Origin of the sequence: Thalassobaculum fulvum (assembly GCF_014652915.1) — a bacterium.
Lineage (GTDB): Bacteria > Pseudomonadota > Alphaproteobacteria > Thalassobaculales > Thalassobaculaceae > Thalassobaculum_A > Thalassobaculum_A fulvum.
Genome location: NZ_BMZS01000001.1, coordinates 527,352 through 550,828, shown reverse-complemented (window position 1 = coordinate 550,828; position 23,477 = coordinate 527,352). Strand labels below are relative to the sequence as shown.

General features: G+C 70.5%; 22 protein-coding genes. 9 read left to right on the top strand and 13 right to left on the bottom strand.

The genetic code is table 11. From position 1 onward, the window contains the following. Window positions 1–105 precede the first annotated feature (105 nt). On the bottom strand, window positions 106–1,191 hold the full coding sequence (locus tag IE246_RS02400; RefSeq protein WP_189987306.1) for a DmpA family aminopeptidase: 1,086 nt from the start codon (window positions 1,189–1,191) through the stop codon (window positions 106–108). Between the two features lie 99 nt (window positions 1,192–1,290). On the opposite strand from IE246_RS02400, the gene IE246_RS02395 reads away from it, so the two are divergent. After that, entirely contained in the window at window positions 1,291–2,343 is a 1,053-nt protein-coding gene (locus tag IE246_RS02395) for an Ldh family oxidoreductase (RefSeq protein WP_189987305.1), read from the top strand. Window positions 2,344–2,460: 117 nt separating this feature from the next. Here IE246_RS02395 and IE246_RS02390 read toward each other — a convergent pair whose 3' ends face one another. Together IE246_RS02390 and IE246_RS02385 are read right to left on the bottom strand one after the other, a co-directional pair. Then, entirely contained in the window at window positions 2,461–3,894 is a 1,434-nt protein-coding gene (locus IE246_RS02390) for a pyridoxal phosphate-dependent decarboxylase family protein (protein WP_189987304.1), read from the bottom strand. Window positions 3,895–3,949: 55 nt separating this feature from the next. After that, window positions 3,950–5,503, bottom strand: coding sequence for a flavin-containing monooxygenase (locus IE246_RS02385; protein WP_189987303.1), 1,554 nt, complete (start codon window positions 5,501–5,503; stop codon window positions 3,950–3,952). Between the two features lie 239 nt (window positions 5,504–5,742). Between IE246_RS02385 and IE246_RS02380 the strand changes: the two genes are divergently transcribed. From IE246_RS02380 to IE246_RS02360, 5 genes are all read left to right on the top strand, one after another. Then, on the top strand, window positions 5,743–6,609 hold the full coding sequence (locus IE246_RS02380) for a delta-class carbonic anhydrase (protein ID WP_189987302.1): 867 nt from the start codon (window positions 5,743–5,745) through the stop codon (window positions 6,607–6,609). A 42-nt stretch (window positions 6,610–6,651) separates the two neighbouring features. Next, the gene (locus IE246_RS02375; protein WP_189987301.1) at window positions 6,652–7,494 is read left to right on the top strand and encodes a shikimate dehydrogenase; all 843 of its coding nucleotides are present in this window, start codon (window positions 6,652–6,654) and stop codon (window positions 7,492–7,494) included. Window positions 7,495–7,564: 70 nt separating this feature from the next. After that, window positions 7,565–8,806: a D-amino acid dehydrogenase gene (locus IE246_RS02370; RefSeq protein WP_189987300.1), complete on the top strand. Its 1,242-nt coding sequence runs from the start codon at window positions 7,565–7,567 to the stop codon at window positions 8,804–8,806. 238 nt (window positions 8,807–9,044) lie between these two features. Continuing rightward, entirely contained in the window at window positions 9,045–9,911 is an 867-nt protein-coding gene (locus IE246_RS02365; protein WP_189987299.1) for a DUF6602 domain-containing protein, read from the top strand. Window positions 9,912–10,036: 125 nt separating this feature from the next. After that, entirely contained in the window at window positions 10,037–10,843 is an 807-nt protein-coding gene (locus IE246_RS02360; RefSeq protein WP_189987298.1) for a maleate cis-trans isomerase family protein, read from the top strand. A gap of 23 nt (window positions 10,844–10,866) precedes the next feature. Here IE246_RS02360 and IE246_RS02355 read toward each other — a convergent pair whose 3' ends face one another. From IE246_RS02355 to IE246_RS02345, 3 genes are read right to left on the bottom strand one after another with little or no spacing between them, the layout of a single operon-like run. Further along, window positions 10,867–11,424, bottom strand: coding sequence for a PAS domain-containing protein (locus IE246_RS02355; RefSeq protein ID WP_189987297.1), 558 nt, complete (start codon window positions 11,422–11,424; stop codon window positions 10,867–10,869). Continuing rightward, window positions 11,421–12,083 (bottom strand): 5-formyltetrahydrofolate cyclo-ligase, encoded by a 663-nt coding sequence (locus tag IE246_RS02350; RefSeq protein ID WP_189987296.1) that lies wholly within the window; start codon window positions 12,081–12,083, stop codon window positions 11,421–11,423. The genes IE246_RS02355 and IE246_RS02350 overlap by 4 nt, the downstream gene beginning before the upstream one ends. A 31-nt stretch (window positions 12,084–12,114) precedes the next feature. Then, window positions 12,115–12,423: a hypothetical protein gene (locus IE246_RS02345; protein WP_189987295.1), complete on the bottom strand. Its 309-nt coding sequence runs from the start codon at window positions 12,421–12,423 to the stop codon at window positions 12,115–12,117. Window positions 12,424–12,556: 133 nt separating this feature from the next. On the opposite strand from IE246_RS02345, the gene IE246_RS02340 reads away from it, so the two are divergent. Continuing rightward, entirely contained in the window at window positions 12,557–13,432 is an 876-nt protein-coding gene (locus tag IE246_RS02340) for a LysR family transcriptional regulator (RefSeq protein WP_189987294.1), read from the top strand. Window positions 13,433–13,530: 98 nt separating this feature from the next. Beyond that, window positions 13,531–14,214, top strand: coding sequence for a fumarylacetoacetate hydrolase family protein (locus IE246_RS02335; RefSeq protein ID WP_189987293.1), 684 nt, complete (start codon window positions 13,531–13,533; stop codon window positions 14,212–14,214). Between the two features lie 82 nt (window positions 14,215–14,296). Here the strand turns inward: IE246_RS02335 and IE246_RS02330 are convergent, their stop codons facing one another. The 6 genes from IE246_RS02330 to IE246_RS02305 all read right to left on the bottom strand — a co-directional run bounded on the left by IE246_RS02330 (window position 14,297) and on the right by IE246_RS02305 (window position 20,416). Beyond that, a complete protein-coding gene (locus IE246_RS02330) occupies window positions 14,297–15,202 on the bottom strand; it encodes a dienelactone hydrolase family protein (protein ID WP_189987292.1) in 906 nt (301 codons plus the stop codon). Window positions 15,203–15,430: 228 nt separating this feature from the next. Further along, window positions 15,431–16,420 carry an ABC transporter substrate-binding protein gene (locus IE246_RS02325; RefSeq protein WP_189987291.1) on the bottom strand — a complete coding sequence of 330 codons (990 nt, stop codon included), beginning with the start codon at window positions 16,418–16,420 and terminating at the stop codon, window positions 15,431–15,433. A 42-nt stretch (window positions 16,421–16,462) separates the two neighbouring features. Continuing rightward, on the bottom strand, window positions 16,463–17,578 hold the full coding sequence (locus IE246_RS02320; protein ID WP_189987290.1) for an ABC transporter permease: 1,116 nt from the start codon (window positions 17,576–17,578) through the stop codon (window positions 16,463–16,465). Then, window positions 17,575–18,486, bottom strand: coding sequence for an ABC transporter permease (locus IE246_RS02315; RefSeq protein ID WP_189987289.1), 912 nt, complete (start codon window positions 18,484–18,486; stop codon window positions 17,575–17,577). The genes IE246_RS02320 and IE246_RS02315 overlap by 4 nt, the downstream gene beginning before the upstream one ends. 325 nt (window positions 18,487–18,811) lie before the next feature. Beyond that, window positions 18,812–20,068 carry a peptide antibiotic transporter SbmA gene (gene sbmA / locus IE246_RS02310; RefSeq protein ID WP_189987288.1) on the bottom strand — a complete coding sequence of 419 codons (1,257 nt, stop codon included), beginning with the start codon at window positions 20,066–20,068 and terminating at the stop codon, window positions 18,812–18,814. A 129-nt stretch (window positions 20,069–20,197) separates the two neighbouring features. Further along, window positions 20,198–20,416, bottom strand: a complete 219-nt coding sequence (locus tag IE246_RS02305) for a DUF1127 domain-containing protein (protein WP_189987287.1) — start codon at window positions 20,414–20,416, stop codon at window positions 20,198–20,200. 137 nt (window positions 20,417–20,553) lie between these two features. On the opposite strand from IE246_RS02305, the gene IE246_RS02300 reads away from it, so the two are divergent. After that, on the top strand, window positions 20,554–22,053 hold the full coding sequence (locus IE246_RS02300; RefSeq protein ID WP_189987286.1) for a winged helix-turn-helix domain-containing tetratricopeptide repeat protein: 1,500 nt from the start codon (window positions 20,554–20,556) through the stop codon (window positions 22,051–22,053). Window positions 22,054–22,059: 6 nt separating this feature from the next. Here IE246_RS02300 and IE246_RS02295 read toward each other — a convergent pair whose 3' ends face one another. Continuing rightward, on the bottom strand, window positions 22,060–23,241 hold the full coding sequence (locus IE246_RS02295) for a hypothetical protein (protein WP_189987285.1): 1,182 nt from the start codon (window positions 23,239–23,241) through the stop codon (window positions 22,060–22,062). Window positions 23,242–23,477: the final 236 nt, after the last annotated feature.

Sequence of the window (23,477 nt, the reverse complement as noted above, 5' to 3'; positions counted from 1 at the left end):
CCCCTCGATCAAGTCGAGGGTCGCCCGGGATGAGGACGATATGAAAACCTCATCCCGGCCGGAGCGGCAGCGCCGCGGAGAGCCGGGACCCACCAGACGACGGATCTACCCCCGCACCAGATCCGTGAACTCGGCCAGCGAGCGGCGCTTGCGGCCCTGCTTGCCGCGGGTCGGGCGGGCCGCCAGCAGGGCGTTCAGGATCGCCTCCTCGGTGGCCTCGATGGCGGCCCGGAACAGCGGGTCCATGGCGTCCTCGTGCAGCGACCGGCGCACGGTCTCCGGGTCCTCAGCCATGGCGTGCGGCACGGTCTCGGCGGTCGCGAAGGCCAGCACCACATCGCCGCTGCCGGAGCCGAAATGGGTGCCGGTGCGGCCGATCCCGGCGCCGCCGCGCACCGCCAGCCGGCGCAGCTGGCGGGCGTCGAGCGGCGCGTCGGTGGCCAGCAGCACGATGATCGAGCCCTGTTCGCGGCCCCCTTGCTCGCCGGCCTGTCTCTCCGCCTTCTCGGCGGCGATCCGCCCGGCGACCAGCCGGCCGACCGGCCGGCCGTCGACCCGCAGGTCCTCCATCCGCCCCATGTTGCACAGCGTCAGCGCCCCGACGGTGTAGCTGCGCGGCCCACGCGCGACGATCCGCGAGGATGTCCCGATGCCGCCGGCCAGGCCGTAGCAGCTCATGCCGGTGCCGGCCCCGACATTGCCTTCCGCGACCGCCGTTTCGGTCCGCTCCAGGGCAGCCAGCACGTGCGCCTCGGTGACGTGCAGGCCGCGGATGTCGTTCAGCCAGGCGCCGTCGTTGCACTCCATGACCACCGGATTGACGGTGCCGGTGCTGTGGCCGATCTCCGGCGTCGCATCCAGCATGTGCCGGACCAGCGCGGTCGCGGCGGTGCCGACAGACAGGGTGTTGGTCAGCACCACCGGGGTCTCCAGGGTGCCGAGCTCGGCCAGCTGCATCAGCCCGACGCTCTTGCCGAAGCCGTTCACCACATGGACCGCCGCCGGCAGCTTGTCGCGGAACGCATGGCCGGGGTGCGGGCGGACCGCGGTGACGCCGGTCTGCACCTTGCCGTCCGACAGGGTGACGTGGCCGACGGTGACGCCGGCGACGTCGGTGATGGCGTTGGCGGAGCCGGCCGGCAGCGCGCCGATCGTCACCCCGCGGTCGCGCAGCCGCGGCTGCCTGTCCATCCCGTCCTCCGCGATTGGTACGACGACTGTCTAGCAGCCGGTGGCAGAGCTTGTCATGAGCCGCTAAGGTCCGGCGCCGGACCGCAGGAGAGGACGACGATGACCGACCGCTACGCCGCCGACGACCTGATCGCCTATGCCGAGGCGCTGTTCACCGCCGCCGGGCTGGACGCCGACAAGGCCGCCATCGTGGCGCCGCTGATGGTCGAGGCCGACCTGATGGGCCACACCACCCACGGCCTGCAGCTGGTGCCGCCCTACCTCGGCGCGCTGGCCGACGGCAGCATGGCCGGCAGCGGCCGGCCCGAGGCCCTGGCCGACCGCGGCCCTGTCGTGAGCTGGGACGGCCGCCGGCTGTCGGGCGTCTGGCTGACCGCCACCGCCGTCGAGCTGGCGGTCGAGCGGGCCCGGCAGTACGGCACCTGCACCGTGTCGATCCGGCGTGCCCACCACATCGCCTGCCTGGCAGCGTTCCTCGAACGCGCCACCCGCCACGGCATGATGGTTCAGATCGCCAGCTCCGACCCGTCGGTCGCCAGCGTGGCGCCGTTCGGCGGCACCCGCGCGGTCTACACGCCCGACCCGATCGCCGTCGGCATCCCGACCTCGGGCGACCCGATCCTGGTCGACATCTCGGCCTCGATCACCACCAACGGGCTGACCGGCCGGCTGCACAAGGAGGGCCGCAGGCTCGACCACGAATGGGTGATCGACGCCGCCGGCAACCCGTCGACCGACCCGGCGGTGCTGTTCACCGACCCGCCGGGCACCATCCTGCCGGTCGGCGGGATCGACCACGGCCACAAGGGCTACGGCCTGGCGCTGACCGTCGAGGCGCTGACCCAGGCGCTGGCCGGCCACGGCCGCGCCGATCCGCCGGAGGGCTGGGGCGCCGGGGTGTTCGTACAGGTCTGGGACCCGGCGGCGTTCTCCGGGGTCGACGCGTTCGCCCGCCAGACCGACTGGCTGGCCGAGGCCTGCCGCAGCAACCCGCCGCGCCCCGGCGTCGGCAAGGTCCGGCTGCCCGGCGACGGCGCGCTGGCCCGCAAGCGGGCGGCGCTGGAGAACGGGGTCGAGCTGTACCCCGGCATCGTCGACGGGCTGCAGGGCTGGGCCGACAGGCTCGGGGTGGCGGCGCCGACGGCGTTGTGACCGGGCGCCGGCGACGGGCACGAATGACCGCCGCGCCGACCCCGATGCCGTCGTCGAGCGTGACCTTGCCGGAGATCCGCGCCTGCCGGTGATCCGCGACTGACGGGCCGACCGCCCTTACAGCGACAGCGCCTCCAGGGTCGCCGCCGCGTGCCGGCGGATGCACGCCCACACCGCCTCGACGTCCGCGCGCCCGGTCTCCGGCGCGCCGACCGAGACCCGCACCATCCAGCGGCCGTCCAGGGTCGCCGGCGTCAGGTAGGCCTCGCCCGAGCGGTTGACCGCCTCGGCCCAGGCGCGGGTGTAGGCGTCGAGCGCGTCGCCCGCGAGACCGTCCGGCTGGTGGCGGATGCAGACCGTCTGCAGGTGCACCGGGGCCTCCACCGTCCAGCCCGGCGTCGCCTCGACCATTGCCGCCAGGGCCCGCGCGTTCTCGATGTCGCGCCGCAGCCGCGCCTGCAGCCCGGCGACGCCCTGCTCGCGGATCAGGAACCACAGCTTCAGCGCCCGGAACCGCCGGCCGAGCGGGATGCCGGTGTCGCGCAGGTTGCGGACCTGGCCGTCGACCGCCGACTGCAGGAAGCTCGGGTTGGTCGACATCACCCGCTGCAGGTGCTGCTCGTCGCGCACGTAGTAGAGGGTGCAGTCGAACGGCGCGCCGAGCCATTTGTGGGCGTTGATGACGATGCTGTCGGCGCCCTCGATGCCGTCCCACATCCAGCGGCACTCCGGCAGGATCATCGCCGAGCCGGCCATCGCGGCGTCGACGTGCAGCCACAGGCCGTGCTTGCGGGCGACCTCGGCGGCCGGGCCGATCGGGTCGAGCGAGGCGGTCGCGGTGCCACCGACGCAGGCGGCGACCGCGCAGGGCCGCAGGCCGGCCGCCAGGTCGGCCTCGATCATCGCGTCGAGCGCCGCCGGCACCATGCCCTGCCCGGCGTCGAGCGGCACGGTGCGGACGTGCTCGCGCCCGATACCGGCGAGCAGCGCGCCCTTGGCCACGCAGGAATGGCTGCCGGCCGAGGCGTAGACCACCAGCGGCGCCGGCTCGGCCTGCAGGCCGCCGCGGGCGAGCGCGTAGCCGGTCGTCCGTTCGCGCGCCGAGATCAGGGCGACCAGCGTGCTGGTCGACGCGGTGTCGCTGATCACCCCGACCCAGCCGGCCGACAGCCCGACCATCTGGCGGACCCAGTCGGTGACCACCTCCTCGACCTCGGTGAGCGCCGGCCCCGACTGCCAGGACAGGCCGATGGTGCCGAGACCGGTGCTGACCAGGTCGCCGAGCACCCCGGCGAGCAGCGCGTTGGCCGGGAAGTACCCGAAGAACCGGGGGTGCTGCCAATGGGTCAGGTTCGGCGCCACCACCGTGTCCAGGTCGGCGATGCAGGCCTCGAACGGCTCGGCGTGCTCCGGCGGCGCCGCCGGCAGCATGGCGCGGACGTCGCCGGGCCGGGTCGGCGGCTGCACCGGCCGCGCCGCCAGGGTCTCGCGATAGTCGGCCAGCCAGTCGATCAGCGCATGGCCGTGGCGACGGAATTCCTCAGTGTCCATGACGTTCCCCCGGTACGAGGCCGCGCGTGCTCGGGGCGCTCCCCTGGGACCGGCGCTACTCCGCCGCCACGTTCGAGCGCGCGCCCCAGCGGTAGACGAAGACCTCGTCCTCCAGGTCGATGGCCGGGAACTCCTCGGCCTCGCGCCAGTGGTCCTGGGTGTGCTGCCACTCCCGCGTGGTGCCGCGCTTCGGCAGCATGTCCATCGCCCGCAGCAGGTAGTTGGGGTTGAAGTTCTCCTCGTCGATCCAGGGCAGCAGCTCCATGTCCCGCTCGGACGGCCGGAGCGCCGGCTCGACGCTCTTCGCCCCGGTCGCCTTCAGGTGGTTGAGCAGCCGGCACACGAACGCCGCCACCAGCTCGGCCCGGAGCGTCCAGGACGCCCGGAAGTAGCCGAACACCCAGGCCAGGTTCGGCACCCCGGTGAACATCATGCCGCGGTAGTTGACGGTCCGGCTGAAGTCGAGCTTGCGGCCGTCGATGGTGAACGCGATGTCGCCCATCATGCACATGTTGAAGCCGGTCGCCGTCACGATGACGTCGGCCTCCAGCTCGGTGCCGGACTTCAGCAGGATGCCGTTCTCGGTGAACCGGACGATCTCGTCGGTGACGACCGAGGCCCTGCCCTCGGCGATGCCCTTGAACAGGTCGGCGTCGGGCACGAAGGCGATGCGCTGCCGCCACGGCCGGTAGGACGGGGTGAAGTGGGTGTCGACGTCGTAGTCGGGCCCGAGCAGGTTGCGGATGTTGCCGATCAGCTCGCGCTTCACGACCTCGGGCTTCTCGAAGCACATCCGGGTGAAGGCGTCCTGCTCGTACAGGATCTTGCGGCGGGTGATCTCGTGCACCCAGGCCTCGTCGACGTGCAGCTTGCGCAGCTCCTCGGCGATCTCGATGGCGTTGCGGCCGGTCCGGAAGAAGGTCGGCGAGCGCTGCAGCATGGTGACGTGCGCCGCGGTCTGCGCCATCGCCGGCACCACCGTCGCCGCGGTCGCGCCCGAGCCGATCACCACCACCTTCCTGCCGGCGTAGTCCAGGTCCTCCGGCCATTCCTCGGTGTGGACGATCGGGCCCCTGAAGTCGGCCATGCCCTCCCACTCGGGGGTATAGCCCTGGCGGTGCCGGTAGTAGCCCTGGCACATGTACAGGAAGTTCGCGGTGAACCGCACGGTCTCGCCGGTATCGGCCCCGTCGGCGTCGAGAATGGCGGCCTCTACGTGCCACAGGCTGTCCGCGTGGGACCAGTCGGCCTTCAGGACCTTGTGGCGGTAGCGGATGTGCGGGGCGATGTCGTTCTCCTCGATCACCTCGCCCATGTACTTGAGGATTTCCTCGGCGGTCGCGATCGGCGGGCCGATCCACGGCTTGAAGCTGTAGCCGAAGGTGTGCAGGTCGCTGTCCGAGCGGATGCCGGGGAACCGGTGGGTCCACCAGGTGCCGCCGAAGCTGTCCTCGGCGTCGAGGATGACGAAGCCGGTGTCCGGGCAGTCGCGGCGCAGGTACCAGGCGGCGCCGACCCCGGAGATCCCGGCGCCGACGATCAGCACCTCCACATGCTCGACGGGCACGTGCTCGGCTGAGGCATGTTCGGCCGCTGTCCGCTCGGTCATGCTGTGGCGCTCCCTCGATGGCGGGAAGCCCGCGCGGGGTCCCCGTTCGTCAGCCGGTCGAGCGCCACACCCGGGCACGGTCGCCGGACGGTTGCCGCCATCATGCGGGTTCGGAGGCGGAGCGCAAGCCACAGGACTGACGGAACCGACACGCCGGCCATGGCCACGGCGCTTGATCGGCCTGCCAGTTCGGGCAATCTACCGGTCAGGCAAGATGGTAAACCGGTGAGGATCGCCAAATGAGCAGATCGATTTCCTGGCTGGCGCTCGCGCTGGCTTCGGCCGCGCTCGCCTCTCCCGCCGCGGCGGCCTCGGACGGCCGGCCGGCCGTGCCGGACGCCGTCATCGCCGCCCAGCGCGCGGCACTGGCCGCGGCGACCGCCGGCGCCGGTTTCGGCCCGCAGGCGCCGCGCGACCTCGCTGCGACCGCCGGCAGCAACGCCCGCGTCTTCTCGACCTCGCCCGAGGCGACCGAGATGGCGCTCTGCGACATCCACTTCCATGAAAGCGCCGAGCACAAGGGCGGCGAGTTCACCACCTATGCCGGCAACGGCGACGGCAAGGGCTACGGCACCGGCTACCGGTACGACGGCAAGCTGACCGAGGCCGAGCTGGCCCCGTTCGACGGCAAGGTCGGCGCGACCGGTCACGGCGAGCTGGTGCCCGGCGACACGATCGAGATCCACTTCGTGCACTCCACCGCGCAGGCAACGCTGGGCAACAGCCTCGGCACCTGCCTGAGCGACGCCATCGGCAACCCGCAGCTGCGGGTCGAGACCGTGGTCGGGGTTCTGGTCAACGACCCGAAGGCCGCGGATTTCACCACGATGGCGAAGATCGAGACGATCGACGGCCGCAACCAGGTCCCGAACCTGCCGGCCGACCTGGGCACCCCGGTGATCTATGCCGGCTCCACCACCGGCCCGGGCTACAACGAGAAGGGCTCGCCCTTCCAGGTCACCTGGAGCGTGCGGCCCAAGGTGGTCAAGATCGACATCGCCTCGGTCGGCCGCTGGCTGGCCGACAACCCGTTCGACGAGCGCTACGCCCACGGCGTGCGCAATCTCGTGGTGAACCCGGACCTGCTGTCGCCGATCGGCAACTGACGCCCCGGCACGGGACGGCCGAGCGATCTGCAGGGAGGGGTCATGACCGCCGGGCGTGCCTTCGTGATGGGCCATCCGATCGCCCATTCGCGTTCGCCGATGCTGCACGGCTACTGGCTGGAGCGCTACCGGATCGCCGGCAGCTACCAGCCGATCGACGTCGCCCCGGAGGATCTCGCGGGGTTCTTCGCGAACTTCCGGGAGGCCGGCTGGGTCGGCGGCAACGTGACGGTGCCGCACAAGCTCGCGGTCATCGAGTATCTCGACCGGATCGACGAGGCCGCGGCCGCGCTCGGCGCGGTCAACACCATCTGGTGGCAGGACGGCGCGCTGGTCGGCGGCAACACCGACTGCACCGGCTTCCTCGGCAACCTGGACGAGCTGGCGCCCGGCTGGGACCGCGCCGGCGGCCGGGCGGTGATCCTGGGGGCCGGCGGCGCCGCTCGGGCCGCCGCCTACGGGCTCAGGCAGCGCGGGCTGTCGGTCGCGCTGTGCAATCGCACCGCGGAGAGGGCCGAGGACATCGCCCGGCACTTCGGCGGCATGAGCGGGCACGGCATGGACGCCCTGCCCGGCCTGCTGGCGGAGGCCGACCTGCTGGTCAACACCACCTCGCTCGGCATGCTCGGCAAGCCGCCGCTGGAGATCGACCTGGCGCCGCTGAAGCCGGGCGCCGTGGTCCACGACGTGGTCTACGTGCCGCTGGAGACCGGCCTGCTGAAGGCCGCCAGGGCCAGGGGGCACCGCACCGTCGACGGGCTCGGCATGCTGCTGCACCAGGCGGTCGACGGCTTCCGACACTGGTTCGGCACGACCCCGGAAGTCACCGCCGAGCTGCGGGCGCTGCTGATCGACGACATCCGCGCCAAGACCCCGGGGGCCTGAACCGCCGCCGGCCTCTTCCGTCCGCCGCCGCTCCGGGTCTACGCTCGCCCCGGTAGGAGGAGGGGAGAATATGCGGATCCTGGTTCTGGGCGGCGGCGTGGTCGGGGTCACCACGGCCTATCAGCTTCTGAAGGACGGCCACGAGGTGGCGCTGGTCGAGCGCAACGCCGCGGTCGGCGACGAGACCAGCTGGGGCAATGCCGGGATGATCGCGCCCGGCCATTCCTTCGTGTGGTCGTCGCCGCGCGCCCCGATGATCCTGCTGAAGTCGCTGTTCCTGAAGGACCAGGCGCTGCGCTTCCGGCCCTCGGCCGACCCGCGCCTGTGGTCGTGGTCGCTCAAGTTCCTGGCCCAGTGCACGGCCGAGCGGGCGCGCGTGAACACCCTGCGCAAGCACCGGCTCTGCCTGTACTCGCAGGCGGTGCTGCACGAGACGCTCGCCGACGCCGCCATCGACTACGACCGCAACACCCGCGGCATCCTGTACTTCTACCGCTCGGAGGAGCGGCTGGCGGCCGGGGTCGAGCACATGCGGATCCTGTCCGACGACGGCCAGGAGACCGAGGTGCTGGACCGCGACGGCGTGATGAAGCTGGAGCCGTCGCTCGCGGCCGCCCGTGAGAAGATCGCCGGCGGCATCTACTGCCCGACCGACGAGACCGGCGACTGCGGCAAGTTCACCAAGGCCCTCGCGGAAGTGTGCCGGGGGATGGGCGCGGAGTTCCACCTCGGCACCGAGATCGTCCGGATCGACGCCGACGGCGACGGCATTTCCGGGGTCGAGACCTCGGCCGGGCGGCTGACCGCCGACGCCTATGTGCTGGCGCTCGGCAACCACAGCCCGATCCACGCCCGCCGGCTCGGCATCCCGCTGGCGGTCTACCCGATCAAGGGCTACTCGCTGACCATCCCGGTCGGCAACCACGGCGCCGGCCCGACCGTCGGCTCGGTCGACGAGGACAACCTGGTCGCGATCTCGCGGTTCGGCGACCGGGTGCGGGTGACCGCGACCGCCGAGTTCGCCGGCTACGACACCAGCCACAAGCCGCAGGACTTCAGCTTCATGCTGGGCGTGATCCGCGAGCTGTACCCGGACGGCGCCGACTACCAGCGCGCCGAGGGCTGGGCCGGCCTGCGGCCGATGACCCCGGAGGGCACGCCGCGCTTCGGCCGGCGCAAGTACCGCAACCTCTGGATCAACGGCGGCCACGGCCACATGGGCTGGACCATGTCGCACGCCTCGGCCCGCATCACCGCCGACCTGATCGCCGGCCGCACGCCGGCGATCCCGCTCGACGGGATGACGGTGTAGGGGGTGGGGAATGGTGGGAGGTGGGTGTGGTAAGGTTGACCTGGAGCGGTCATTGAAGGATGCGGTCCCGATCAACCAGCGGAGCAAACGTATCCGCAGGTACGCATTCTGAGTTTTTCACCGAAACTGGATGACAATGGAAACTTCTGCGTGCGGTCTACTGATCTTCGTCACAACGGGACTATCGAGACTGCATTCAACCTAAACGTCATCGCGAGCATTGGAGTAATATGGACCCATGGACGGTGAGCGACTAAGGGACTACTGGAGCCACGAGGTCAGCGCGCTGCTCGCAGCGCACCGGCAGTTTGAGATACTGCTCCCAAACGCAAGAACGCGAGGAGCAGCACACCGTGGCGAAGATGGACGTTACGTCGAAGACCTCGTACGAACGTACCTACGCAAGTACCTCCCCAAAGACCTTGAGGTCTTAACTGGTTTCATCTTGCGCCCAGCTGTAAAGACGGATTTGAGTAACCGGTCTCGATCAGGTGACGAAGACCGGCACTCCACCCAACTTGATATCATCGTATATGATACTGGAACATTCCCGGTGTTCCAAAGATTTGGGGACAGCGTCATCGTTCCGCCGGAGGGCGTCGTCGCGATCATTTCCGTGAAGAAGACGCTCCGAGATGCCGATATCAGCACGGAGTGTGCTGCGCTTAGAGATGCTTCGGAAATATGTCGGTCGGACAAGAAAGGCAATGAGCGCGTGCGGGGACCGTTCCTCGCTCTGGTCGCAACATCTTGCGAGATCGAGAAAACCTCCATCCCGACAGAGAAGTGGATATTTGAAAAAACGGAAGACTGCTATGCGTCTCTGTCCAAATTTGACGACCTAATCGGATTAATCAGCGACCTATCACAGTGGGCAATATTCAAAAAGCGCCCCAGAAAGAACAAGAATGATAGCGCGAATTACTTGTATTTTAAATTCAATAGTGACGAACAACATTTCGGATTTCAAATGTTAATGTCTGGCATAATGTCAGTTTATTATGATTCGACACGAAGAAACGTGAAACGGCCGGGCTTTACCGCATTTCCTCGCCGATCTCCAGACGAAAAGTTGGGACAGATTCCGTTTAGTGAACTTCGTTAGATCGGAGCAATCACTCAGGCGCATTCTGGCCGTCTGGACTGGCAGCATCAGCCCCGACCAAACCAGTGGCCCGCCCCATCCCCCGCGCGTAAGCTTCCCGCTTCGATCCACCCGGGAGGCCCGCCATGAGCACCGCCCTCGCCGCCGAAACCGCCCGCTCCGATTGCATCGACCTCGGCGTGCTGCCCTCGACCCTGTCGCCGGGGATCTACAGCCGGGCCGCCATCGGGCTGGTGGTGCTGGCCACCGACCAGACCGTCGAGCACGAGTTCCGCGCCATCATCCGGCAGCCCGGCGTGGCGTTCTTCGGGGCCCGGATCCCGATGGCCAACGAGGTCACGCCCGAGAACCTGTACGCCATGAAGGCGCACCTGGCGCCGACCGCCGACCTGATCCTGCCGAGCATCCCGCTCAGCGTGGTCGCGTTCGGCTGCACCTCGGCCTCGATGGTGATCGGCGAGGAGGGCGTGTTCGAGGAGCTGCGCAAGGTCCGGCCGGAAGCGAAGTACACCAACCCGGTCACCGCCGCGCTGGCGGCGTTCCGCACGCTCGGCATGCGCCGGATCGCCGTGCTGACCCCGTACAGCCCGGACATCAACGCCAACCTGCGCAGGTACTTCGAGGGCCGCGGCGTCGGGGTGGCGGCGATGGGCACCTTCATGCGCACCGACGACCGCGAGGCCGCCCGGATCTCCAGGGAATCGATCCGCGACGCCGCGATCGCCGCCGCCCGGGCACCGGGCGTCGACGGGGTGTTCGTGTCGTGCACCAGCCTGGAGGTGGCGCCGATCGCCCGCGAGGTCGAGGCCGTCACCGGCAAGCCGCTGCTGTCGAGCAACCTGGCGATGGCCTGGCACTGCCTGCGGCTGGCCGGCATCGACGACCCGCAGCCCGAGTTCGGCATGCTGTTCGAGCGCGGCCTGCCCGGCTGAGCCGGCTCCCGCTGCCCGCCCCGCTATTCGGCCCGCGGCAGCCAGGCCGGGCCGGGCGTGCGGCTGCCGCCGGGCGGCCCGAACCGGCGCTGCCAGTGCCCGGGGCACCCCAGGGCGGCGCGCGGGCCGTCGGCGGCCTCTCGCAGCTCGGCCCGCAGCTCGGCGACCTCGCGCTCGAGCGCGCGGCGCTTCTCGAACTCGGCGGTCACGTCGCGCATGACGGCGGCGACGCCGCACGGCCGTCCGTCGGCGTCGCGCAGCAGGGCGACCGAGAACTGCACCGAGATCCGCGCGCCGTCCTTGCGGAGCGCCGGCACCGAGAGCAGGTCGCCGGCGCCGTAGCGGCTGTGCCCGCTCGCCATGACCTCGGCATAGCCGGCCCAGTGCCGGGCGCGCAGCCGCTCCGGGATGATGAGGTCCAGGCTCGCGCCCAGCGCCTCGGCGGCGGCGAAGCCGAACACCCGCTCGGCCGCCGGGTTCCAGAACCGGATCCGGCCGTCGGCGTCGGACACCACCACCGCGTCCGGCAGCGCCTGCAGCAGGCCCTCGGGAACGCCGGCGGGCAGGTCCTCCGGGCTCATGCCCCGGTCCCCCGGAACCGCACCCGGCCCTCGCCGGTCACCACCGCGTCCATCGGGATGTCGTGCGGCTGCGGGTAGATCGTCGGGATGCCGGCGGCGGGATGGCCGACGCCGACCGCCATCGGCCGGGGCGAGGCGGCCGCCAGGGTCCGGTCGTAATAGCCGCCGCCGTTTCCCAGGCGGTAGCAGTCGTCGTCGACGCCGACCAGCGGCACCACCAGCAGGTCGGGCACCAGCGGCGGGCCGTCGGCCGGCACCGGGATGTCCCAGACCCCGCGCAGCATCGGGCAGCCCGGCCACCAGCCCCGGAACGCCAGCGGCCGGGCCGCCCGCTCGACCACCGGCAGCGCGACCCGCCTGCCCTGTCCGTCCAGGCGCCGCATCCAGCCCGTCAGGTCGAGTTCCCCGCGCATCGGCCAGTACACCCCGATCACCGCGGCGCCGACCGCCGCGACGATCCGGTCCAGCTCGACCGCCACCGCCGCCGCCACCCGCCGCCGCTCGGCCGCCGGCAGGGCGCGCCGCAGCGCGACCAGGCGCTGCCGTTCGGCCTTGCGCCAGCGCCGCACGTCGCGGGCGGCCTCCGGGTCCGTCGCGACGAAGCCGTCCGGCGTCTCGGTCAGCTCGTGGGCGAAGCACGGCGGCGAGGCGAGATCCATCCTATCCTCCCTGGCATCGGGCACCCTGGCGTCAGGCATCCGGCCCCGCATACGGCCGGTCTCCCGCCTGGCCGGCCAGGTCGAGCAGCCGGGCGTTGCTGCGGAACATCGCGGCCAGCGGGCCGGTCGCCCCGGACTCCACGGCCAGGTGCATGGCGATCGCGGTCAGCGCCCACATCAGGCAGCGGTCGTCGTAGTCGCGCCCGGTCCGGGCGATCAGCGGCCGAACCCGGCCGATGCAGTCGGCCAGACGCTGCAGGCCGGTGCCGCGCCGGTCGAGCGCGCCGCCGGTCCAGAACGACTCGCGGATGACCTCGGCAGGCGGAACGTCGACTCGCATGGCTGCCTCCCGCGGCGCCCCCCTGGGCTGCCGCATCGGAACTGTCGAGGGACACTATGCGACCGGACTTCGCATTCGCATAACGAAAGATATTCACTTATAATATCGACCTGTTCGATATATGGGCGATGCCATGGACACCGAGCTGGCCCGCACCTTCCTGGCCGTGGCGTCGGCCGGCAGCTTCGTCGCCGCCGCCGAGCGCCTGCACGTCACCCAGTCGACCGTCAGCACGCGGATCCGGTCGCTCGAGCAGATCCTCGGCTCGCCGCTGTTCAACCGGAACAAGGCGGGTGCGGTGCTGACCGACGCCGGCCGCCGGTTCCAGCGGCACGCCGCCATGCTGGTCCGCACCGTCGAGCAGGCCCGCCACGACGTCGGGCTGCCGCGCGGCTCGCGCGCCAGCGTGGTGCTGGGCGGCCGCATCGGCCTGTGGGACGGGCTGCTCATGGCCTGGCTGGCGGGGCTGCGCCGCGACCTGCCGGACGTCTCGATCCGGGCCGAGATCGGCTTCGAGCCGGACCTGATGCAGGGGCTGATCGACGGCCGGATCGACCTCGCCGTCATGTACACGCCGCAGCGCCGCCCGAACCTGGAGCTGCGGCCGCTGGTCGACGAGCGGCTGGTGCGGGTCGAGACCGCCGACGGCAGCACCGACGGCAGCGGCGAAGACACCGGCCCGGGCCGCGACTACGTCTACGTCGACTGGGGCCCCGAGTTCTATGCCCAGCACAGCGCCCGCTATCCGGACATGGAGGGGCCGGCGCTGTCGGTGAACGTCGGCTGGCTCGGGCTCCGGCACATCCTGGCGTGCGGCGGCTCCGGCTACTTCCCGTGGCGCACCGTGGCGCCGCTGGTGGCCGACGGCCGGCTGCGCCTGGCGGCGGACGCGCCGGAGTTCGTGCTGCCGGCCTGGCTGGTGTACCCGGCCGACCGCGACACCGCGGTCATCGACCCGATGATCGACGCCCTGGTGGAGATCGCCGGCCGGTCGACCCCTGTGACCTAGCACGGCAACCTTGCACTGCCCTCCGGCCGCGCGCCGCGGTAAGGTGCCGCCCGCAAGACCATCCAAGCCCGCAACTCCAGACAAGAACGAAACCCGCCATGTCCTATGTGATCACCCCGCCGCCGGTGGCGGCCCTGCCGGTGCGCGGCAGCGACGACCTGTTCCCGGTGCACCGGATCTACTGCGTCGGGCGCAACTACGCCGCCCACGCCATCGAGATGGGCCACGACCCGAACAAGGAGCCGCCGTTCTTCTTCCAGAAGAACCCGGACAACCTGCTGGTCGGCCAGGACTTCCCGTACCCGCCGATGAGCAGCGACGTGCACCACGAGATCGAGATGGTGGTGGCGCTGAAGAGCGGGGGCAAGAACATCCCGGTCGAGAGCGCGATGGAGCACGTCTACGGCTACGCCGTCGGCCTCGACATGACCCGCCGCGACCTGCAGGGCAAGGCCAAGGACCTCGGCCGTCCGTGGGAGGTCGGCAAGGCGTTCGAGCACTCGGCCCCGTGCACCGCGCTGGTCCCGGCGAGCGAGATCGGCCACCCGAGCCAGGGCGCGGTCTGGCTGAAGATCAACGGCGAGACCAAACAGGAAGGCGACCTGAACCAGCTGATCTGGAAGGTGCCGGAGATGATCGCGTTCCTGTCCGAGCTGTTCGAGCTCAAGGCCGGCGACCTGATCATGTCGGGCACCCCGTCCGGCGTCGGCCCGGTCAAGCGCGGCGACCAGCTGCACGGCTTCGTCGAGGGCGTCGGCGAGCTGAAGCTCGGCGTGGTCTGAGGCCGCTACGGCTTCGGGGTCCCGGCTCTCGCCCCGGAGCAGGTCCGGGGCTCGGCCGGGATGAGGGCTTGAGATATGGCCCTCATCCCGGCCGCAGCGGCTTGCCGCGAAGAGCCGGGACCCCGACGGGCGGTCCGGGCCTGGCCAGGGCGGGCGCGACCCGGGTAGGCGCGACCCGGGCCAGGAACTCGGCGACCGCGCGCTGCGCCTCGGGCAGCCGCAGCACATGGTGGGTCGAGCCGTCCAGCACCACCGAGCGGGCGTCGGCGAACCCGTCCATGTCGGTGCCGCAGTCGCCGGCGACGTACCACGGCGCGAACCACGGGTCGTCGCGGCTGACCACCGACAGCACCGGCGTCGAACGGTCGCCGCGCAGGCCCCACAGCGGCGGCCACGGGATCTGGCAGGTCCAGCCCAGGATCACCCGCCCGGCGAGGCCGTCGCCCTCCCAGTTGGCGGTGGTGATGCCGCCCTCGCTCTGCCCCATCAGCACGATGCGGTCCGGGTCGACCCAGGGGAACGCCCGCACCCGTTCCAGCGCATGGGCGGTCTCGGCCAGCCGGAAGCCGATCACCCCCGGGTGGAAGCCGCCGGTCTTGCTGTGCCGGTCGCAGCTTCGCGGCTTGTAGTCGCGCGCGAAGCTGTCGGGCGCCACCACCGCATAGCCCTGGGCCCGCAGGAAGCCGAGGTCGACCCGGTAGCCCGGATGCAGCCCGTTGCAGCCGTGCAGGAACACCACCAGCGGCAGCCGCCCGGCCGGCCGCGCCGCCCGCAGCCGGTCCTCGACCTCGGCCATCCGGCCGGTCACGTCGGCCAGCGCCGGGTCGACCGCCGAGAACGGCACCGCCACGGTGGCGCCGCGCCAGGTCCGGCCCAGCTCGTCCGGCAGATCGGCCGAGCGCGACAGGTAGCAGCCGGACAGCAGGACCGGCAGCAGCAGGACGAGCAGGAGCGGGATGGGCAGGAGCGGGATGGGCGGGCGGCGCATTCGAGAAAAGATAGGGCGACGCCCCGTCGCGCAAAGCCCGTCGGGGTCCCGGCTCTCCGCGGCAAGCCGCTACGGCCGGGATGAGGATCTTGTCTCGAGCCCTCATCCCGGCCGACCCCGGACTTGCTCCGGGGGGAGCCGGGACCCCGACGAGCTTCCCGAACCCTCCCCAGACGAAGAAAGGGGCGGTCGCCCGCCCCTTCCCCGTGCGACGGCGGACCGCAGGGCTTACTTGAGCGCCTTGTCGGTGATCGCGTGGGTCCAGGCCCCTTCCGGCTTCTTGGTGATCACCGGGTCGGAGCCGCCCTCCAGCAGGGTCTTGACCGTGCGCTCGTAGTCGGCCGGGTCGAGCGCGCCGTTGGAGCCGGCGGTCAGCTTGGCGATCTCGCCCATCATCCGCTTCTGGTGCTTCTCGGTCTGGGCGCCAGTGGCGTCGTTGTCGAGCACGATCTCGGCGGCCGCGTCCGGGTTCTCCTCGGCCCACTTCCAGCCCTTCATCGAGGCGCGCACGAACCGCACCATCCTGTCGGCGAAAGCGGCGTCCTTCAGCTTGTCCTCGAGCACGTAGATGCCGTCCTCGAGGGTCGCCACGCCCTGGTCCTGGTACTTGAACACCACCAGGTCGTCGGCCGCGATGCCGGCGTCGATGACCTGCCAGTACTCGTTATAGGTCATGGTCGAGATGCAGTCGGCCTGCTTCTGCAGCAGCGGGTCGACGTTGAAGCCCTGCTTCAGCACGGTCACGCCCTTGGCGCCGCCGTCGGTCGGGATGCCGAGGTGGCTCATCCACGACAGGAACGGATACTCGTTGCCGTAGAACCACACGCCGAGGGTCCGGCCCGGGAAGTCCTTCGGCGACTTGATGCCGGTCTCCTTGCGGCAGGTCAGCATCATGCCCGAGGACTTGAACGGCTGCGCGATGTTGACCACCGCCACGCCCTTCTCGCGGGTCGCGAGCGCCGACGGCATCCAGTCGATGATCACGTCGGCGCCGCCGCCGGCCAGCACCTGCGCAGGCGCGATGTCCGGGCCGCCCGGCTTGATCTCGACGTCCAGGTTCTCGGCTTCGTAGAAGCCCTTGTCCTTGGCCACGTAGTAGCCGGCGAACTGGGCCTGGGTGACCCATTTCAGCTGCAGGGTCACCTTGTCGGCGGCCAGCGCCTGGCTCGCCGCCAGCGCCATCGCGCCGGCCATCATCGACGTCAGAAGCCTGTTCATTTCCCTGTCTCTCCTTGTTTTTGCCCCTCGCCCCGCGGCGGACTACCCGCTGCGGACCGAGGGATGCCAGAACGTCGCCGCCCGCTCGACCAGGGTGACGACGCTGTAGAAGGTCGAGCCGGCGACCGCGGCGACCGCGATCTCGGCCCAGACCATGTCGATGTTCATGCGCCCGACCTCGGTGGAGATCCGGAAGCCCATGCCGACGATCGGGGTACCGAAGAACTCCGCCACGATGGCACCGATCAGGGCGAGCGTGGAGTTGATCTTGAGCGCGTTGAAGATGAAGGGTGCGGCGGCCGGCAGCCGCAGCTTGAGCAGGGTCTGCCAGTAGCCGGCGGCGTAGGTGCGCATCAAGTCGCGCTCCATCGCCCCGGCCGCGGCCAGGCCGGCGACCGTGTTCACCAGCATCGGGAAGAACGTCATGACCACCACGACCGCCGCCTTGGACGGCCAGTCGAAGCCGAACCACATCACCAGGATCGGGGCGACGCCGATGATCGGCAGGGCCGACACGAAGTTGCCGAGCGGCAGCAGCCCGCGCTGCAGGAACGGGCTGCGGTCGATGGCGATGGCGGCCAGGAAGGCCGAGCCGCAGCCGAGCGCGTAGCCGATCAGCACCGCCTTCAGGAAGGTCTGCTGGAAGTCGGCCCACAGGATCCCGGTCGACGCCGCCAGCCGCACCCCGACCGCCGAGGGCGGCGGCAGCAGCACCGACGGCACCCCGGCGCCGCGCACCACCGCCTCCCACAGCACCAGGATCCACACCCCGAAATACACTGGCACCAGCAGCCGCCGCAGCCGGCCGCCGCCGCGCGCCGGTTCGGCCGCGATCATCCGCTCGACGAACAGCCAGGCCGCCGCCCAGGCCGCCACCAGCAACAGCCAGTAGCCGGCCCCGGCCCGGCCGATCTCCGGCAGCGCCGCCAGCAGCGAAACCGCACCCAGCACCGACAGCCCGCCGTCGACCCAGTACGGCAGGGCGAAGCGGAACCGGGCCGCCCCGAACCGGGACAGCGACAGCACGCCGAGCACCGCGAAGGCCGCGACCGCCGGAACGTCGGGCAGGCTCGCCTCGCCGGTCGACACCGGCAGCACCAGCCCGAGCAACGAGCCGGCCCCGAGGACAATCGCCAGGGCGGTCTGCACCCTGGTCATCGCCCCGCCCCCGTGGGCCGCGCCCCCATGGCCCTGGACACTAGCCGGTCGGCGAGCCCGACCAGCATCACCAGCACCGCCGCCAGCGCCGCCGCCGCGAACAGCGCCGACCAGATCTGCACGGTCTGGCCGTAGTACGAGCCGGCAAGCAGCCGGGCACCGAGCCCGGCGACCGCGCCGGTCGGCAGCTCGCCGACGATGGCGCCGACCAGGCTGATCGCCACCGCCACCTTCATCGAGGTGAACAGGTAGGGTACCGCGCTCGGCCAGCGCAGCTTCCAGAAGGTCTGCCAGGCGCTGGCGTTGTAGGTGTGCATCAGGTCGAGGTGCTGGACCTCGGGGCTGCGCAGCCCCTTCACCATGCCGACCACCACCGGGAAGAAGCTGAGATAGGCCGAGATCAGCGCCTTCGGCAGCAGGCCAGACAGCCCGATGGCGTTCAGCACCACGATGATCATCGGGGCGATCGCCAGGATCGGGATGGTCTGGCTGGCCACCACCCAGGGCATCAGCGAGCGGTCGACCGCCCGGTTGTGCAGGATCAGCACCGCCAGCACGACCCCGAGGCCGGTGCCGATGACGAAGCCGAGCAGGGTCGCCGAGAGCGTGACCCAGGCGTGGTAGACCAGGCTGCGCTTGGAGGTGACCGGCTTCTCGACCGTGGTCTTCCAGATCTCCTCGAACACCTGGTGGGCGGCCGGCAGCACCGGGCGGTCCTGGTTCAGGGTGTCGGCGACCAGGTCGGAGACCATCCAGTCGGCCTTGTTCGCCTTGGCGTACACGTCGAGCTGCCAGGGCGCGTTCAGGTAGACCGCGAAGCCGTACCAGAGCGCCACCAGGGCCGCGAGCACGACCAGGATCGGAACCGTCTGCCCCTGCCTGAGGCGGTCGGTCAGCCGCCGGATCATCGCGTGCCTTCGCTCGTCATCGCCACATCCCCGTCATGCCGACCCGGTCGAATGCAGCGGCCGGTGGTTTCCGGAGCCCGCTGCGCGTCTCCGGAATGACGAAAGAGGAAGGCTGAAGGCCAAAGCGGCATCCCCCGTTAATTCGTCATCCCGGAGGGACCCGGACCTGGTCCGGGGCGGCTCCGGGATCCACGGAGCGCCGGGCACGAGCGACCGTCACTCCTCCAATTGCGGGAGCATAACCACGCTGCGTTGCACCGGGAAGCCGCAATGCTGACCTTCCGGTCAGAAAACCCGGGTGCCGGGCGACCGCCACATGGCCGGATCAGTCGCCCGCGGCGGCTCGGCCGGGCAGGTACTCCCGGTCGATGGCGGCGAGTTCGCGTCCCTCGAAGGCGGCCTCGAAGGCGGCGAGGCGCTTCTGGATCGACAGCAGCTCGATGATCGTGGTCCACGAGTTGACCAGGTACTGGAACGAGTTGGACACCTGGCTGAACGCGGTCAGGATCTGCTGGAGCAGGCCGAAGGTGATCTTCCCGGCGGCGATCGTCGGGATCAGGATCAGGTAGGCGAAGATATTGTCGGCCTGCAGGTACATGCCGCGGAACACGTTGAAATAGGCATAGTGGAAGTACAGCCGGAAGTAGTTGACCCGGACGTGGTCGAACAGGTCGGCCACGGTCATCGGCTGGGCCCGGCCGGCATCGTCCTCGCCGTACACCAGCTCCTTGCGGTAGGCCGCCTCGACCCGCTGGTTGCGGAAGTTGAGCCCGGGCAGCTTGATGCCGGCGACCCCGAGCAGCACCGTGCCGAACAGCGACCAGAAGATCGCCGCGTTGAACAGCGGCGCCGGGATCGTGCCGACGAACGGCAGCTCGACGACGTGGCTCGACAGCTCGAACAGCACCGGCAGGAACGCGAACAGGGTCATCACCGAGTCGACCACCGAGACCCCGAGGTCCTCCATGATGGTGGCGAACCGCATGGTGTCCTCCTGCACGCGCTGGGCCGCCCCCTCGATGGTCCGTACCTCCGGCCAGCGCGACATGTAGTAGTGGTTCATCGCGGTGCGCCAGCGGAACACGAAGTGGCTGACGAAGAACCGGGTCGCCACGTAGACCGCCACCCACAGGAAGGCGATCTGCGCGAACACCAGGATCAGCGCGTAGAGATCGTCGACGGTGGTGGTCGAGTTCCCCGACAGCGCGTTCTGGACGGCGTCGAAGAACGGCCGGCGCCAGTTGTTGATCGCGACCGAGACCTGCACGCTGAAATAGGTCGAGAAGATGATCACCGCGGAGCCGAGGATCGACCAGAGCTGCCAGCGGTGCGGCGAGACCGTGAACCAGAATCCGGCGAACAGGCCGACGACCGCGACGTAGTACAGGTAGAACCAGACGAACTGCGGGGTCGTGAAATGCCCGAGGCCGAGCGGCGGCGGGGTGTCCGGCGACGCCGGCGGGAAGCCGAGCCAGGCGCCGATCTCCTCGCCGGCCCCGTACCAGACCGCCACCGCGACGGCGGTCCACAGCACCACGGAGGTGAAGAACGGCTTCGGGTTGGGGAAGAACGACTTGTACATGGGCGGATGCCTCGGACGCTGTCTCGCGGCAATCCCATAGCGCGAAACCGCACGGCGCGGCGTTAAATCCGCGTCATGAACCCGCGAGAGGCGCACAGCGGTGCGCGGACCGGCGGTGTCGCCGTCGCCTCAAGCCTGCCAGAACCGCTTGGCAGCCTCCGCCTCTGCCTGCGGTCTGGTCAGGCCGATGTCGTCGATCAGATGGGGCGCGCCGGTCAGCATCCGCCGGAGGGCGCGGCGCAGGCGGGTCCGCTCGCGCCAGGTCGCGAGCAGGCTGCGCAGGCGCGCCAGGCCGGCGGATCGGGGCGCCCGATGCGGGCGCGATCCCAAGGGGGAAGTATTGTTCACGGCCATTTCTGCCCGGACCCGCGGTCCGGCTCCCTCGATCGGAAAGGACGATCGAGACTGCCGGCGACGAACGGCGCGGTCCTTAAGGGCCGCCAAATCGTTCTCAAATTCTTCCAAACGGCTTATGGAGACGCCGTATGACAGGATCGCGTCTTGCCTTTGGGCCGTTCGTGCTCGACCCCGATGCGGGAACGCTCCTTCGGGACGATGTCCCGGTTCCGGTCGGCGACCGCGGGCTGAAACTGCTTGCGGCCCTCGCCGGGCGGCCCGGCGAGATCCTGAGCAAGGCCGAGCTGATGGACGCGGCGTGGCCGGGCAGGGCCGTCGAGGAAGGCAACCTCACCGTCCAGGTCGCGCAGCTGCGCAAGCTGCTCGGCCCGGCCGTCGACGGCGGTCCGTGGATCGCCACGGTCCCGCGCGTCGGCTACCGGTTCGCCCGGGCGGTCGAGCCGCTGCCGCGAACCCCGCTGCGGCTGGCCGATCTGCCGTCGATCGCCGTACTGCCCTTTGCCACACTCGGCAACGACCGCGCACAGGACTGCTTCGCCGACGGGCTGACCGAGGACCTGATCACCGACCTGTCCAGGATCCCCGGCCTGTTCGTCATCGCCCGCAACTCGGCCTTCGCCTACAAGGGCAGGACGATGGACCTGCGCGACATCGCCCGCGACCTCGGCGTGCGGTACCTGCTGCAGGGAAGCGCCAGGCGCGCCGCCGGGCAGGTGCGGATCAACGCCCGGCTGGTCGACACGACGAGCGGCGGCCAGCTGTGGGCGGAACGCTTCGACCGCGGCGTGGCAGACATCTTCGCGGTTCAGGACGAGGTCACCGGCAGGATCGTCGAGGCGCTGCTCGGCCGCCTGCGCGCGCCGCCGCCCCGCAACCGACCCAGCAGCCTGGAAGCCTACGATCTCTGCGTCCGGGCGCGCCGGCTGATCGACGACTCCCCGCAGACGGCGCGGGAAGTGCACCTCATGCTCACCCGGGCGATCTCGCTCGATTCCGGATACGCCGAGGCCTACCGCTGGCTCGCGATGAATCACTGGAACGGCTGGGTGCACTGGGGCGAGCCCATGGAAGCCAACCGCGGCGTCGCCCTGGAGCTGGCACGGAAGGCCGTCGCGATCGATCCCAACGACGCCGGCTGCCGCTGGGTGCTGGCCAACCTGCTGGCCTACGAGCGCCGCTTCGCCGAGGCGGATGCGGAGTTCGCCAGGGCGATCGAGCTCGACCCGAACGAGGCCGACACCTGGGCGACGCTGTCCGACATCGCCGTCCTGGCCGGGCGCGTGGAGGAAGGCCTCGAGCACATCCGCCGGGCGTTCCGGCTGAACCCGTTCCCACCGAGCTGGTATCATCTGACGCTCGGCCAGGCGCACTACGCGGCCGGCGACTACGAAGCCGCGGTCGCGATCCTGCGCCGGGAGGAGACCTGGCGTACGAGTTCCCGCCGCTTCCTTGCGGCCAGCCTTGCGCAACTGGGCCGGCTCGACGAGGCGCGCACGGAGGCCGAGCTGTTCCTGGTCGGCAACCCGCATTTCTCGACCCGCCGATGGGCCGAGACCGAGCCGTTCCGCGACGCCGCGACCCTCGCGCATTTCGTCGACGGCTTCCGCAAGGCCGGGCTTCCGGCGTGACGACCCTCAGAAGAACCGGCTGAGCCGGAGCGTCACCACGTTGTCCCGGCGGATGCCGTACAGCACGTTGTCGGGTGCCACGTCGGGGAACAGCCGGGCCTCCAGCTCGACCTTCAGGTCATTGCCGATCCGCCGGCTGGCCTCCAGCGACAGCGACACCGAGCGGTCCTCGACGTCGGTGACGGCGCCGGCAAGGAAGGTGGTGTCGTCCTCGTCGTTCAGGGTGACGCGGGCACCGACGAACACATCGTTCTGGAACGGCGTCAGCGGCGCCGAGCCGTCCTCCTCGCGACCGTCGTACAGATGTTCCAGCAGCAGCCCGAGGTCGGCGTCGCTCTCGGCGACCTGGTACAGCGTGTATTCGAAGCCGGCGACGCTGGCCAGGAAGGCGTCGCCCTGGCCGGCCCGGGCGATGCCCTCGAACTTCCACAGCCAGGCGCCGGTCGTGTACTGCACGTCGACCCCGGCCTGGTCGATCAGGTCGTAGGTCGGCACCAGCTCGGTGCGCCCGTTGCGGGCCGTCGGCACCAGCCGGGGCTCGCGGCTGGTGCCGCGGAAGTACGAGACCCCGACGTCGAACCCGCCGAAAGTGTCGGTCCAGCGCAGCGCCAGGTCCGGGTGGAACGCCTCGGCGCCCGACTGGTAGGCGGCGGTGTCGGCGATCGGCAGGGCGCCGCGGAACCGGGCGTCGTCGTCCGGGAAGGTGCGCTCGCGGAACACCGGCATGAAGAAGCCGCGCAGCACGCCCCACTCGGTGCCGACCTGCAGCTGCACCATCGGCTGACCCAGCTTGTCCTCCTGGTCGATGTCCTCGACCAGGTCGCTCTGGTTGACGATGTCGACCAGGTGGCGGGACTCCGCGACCCCCCAGAACACCTTGTCGAGCCCGACCACCAGGTCGTAGCCGTCGCCGAAATGCAGCCAGTTGGCCTCCCGCAGGTCGCCGTGGCTGCGGTTCTCGTCGTCGGCGTCGAGCCGCAGGAACGGCTTCAACGTGAACCGGTCGGCGCCGGACCCGGTGTCGACGACCAGCTCCGGCTCGACCGCCACCGACGGCGAGACGGTGGCGTCCTTCTGCCCGGCGAACGCCGGCTCGCTCGGGAACACCCGCGTCTCGAGCTGCACCGAGCCGGAGAGCTCCCACTCGGCGGCCGGCGCCGGCACGGACATGCCCAGGGCGGCGAGCATCGCTGCGGCCGGCGAAATCCGGCCCGCCACTCCAGGGCGCGGCCGCCGGGGGTATCGGTCGTCACACATGTCGAGACCATTCCGGAATCAGGGGTCGGCGGTTCGGCCAGGGTCCCGGCTCTCCGCGGCTTCGCCGCTGCGGCCGGGATGAGGATTTGAGGGCAGACACCCCTTGTCCTCATCCCGGCCGGAGCCCGGACTTGCTCCGGGCGCAGAGCCGGGACCCAATCGCGATG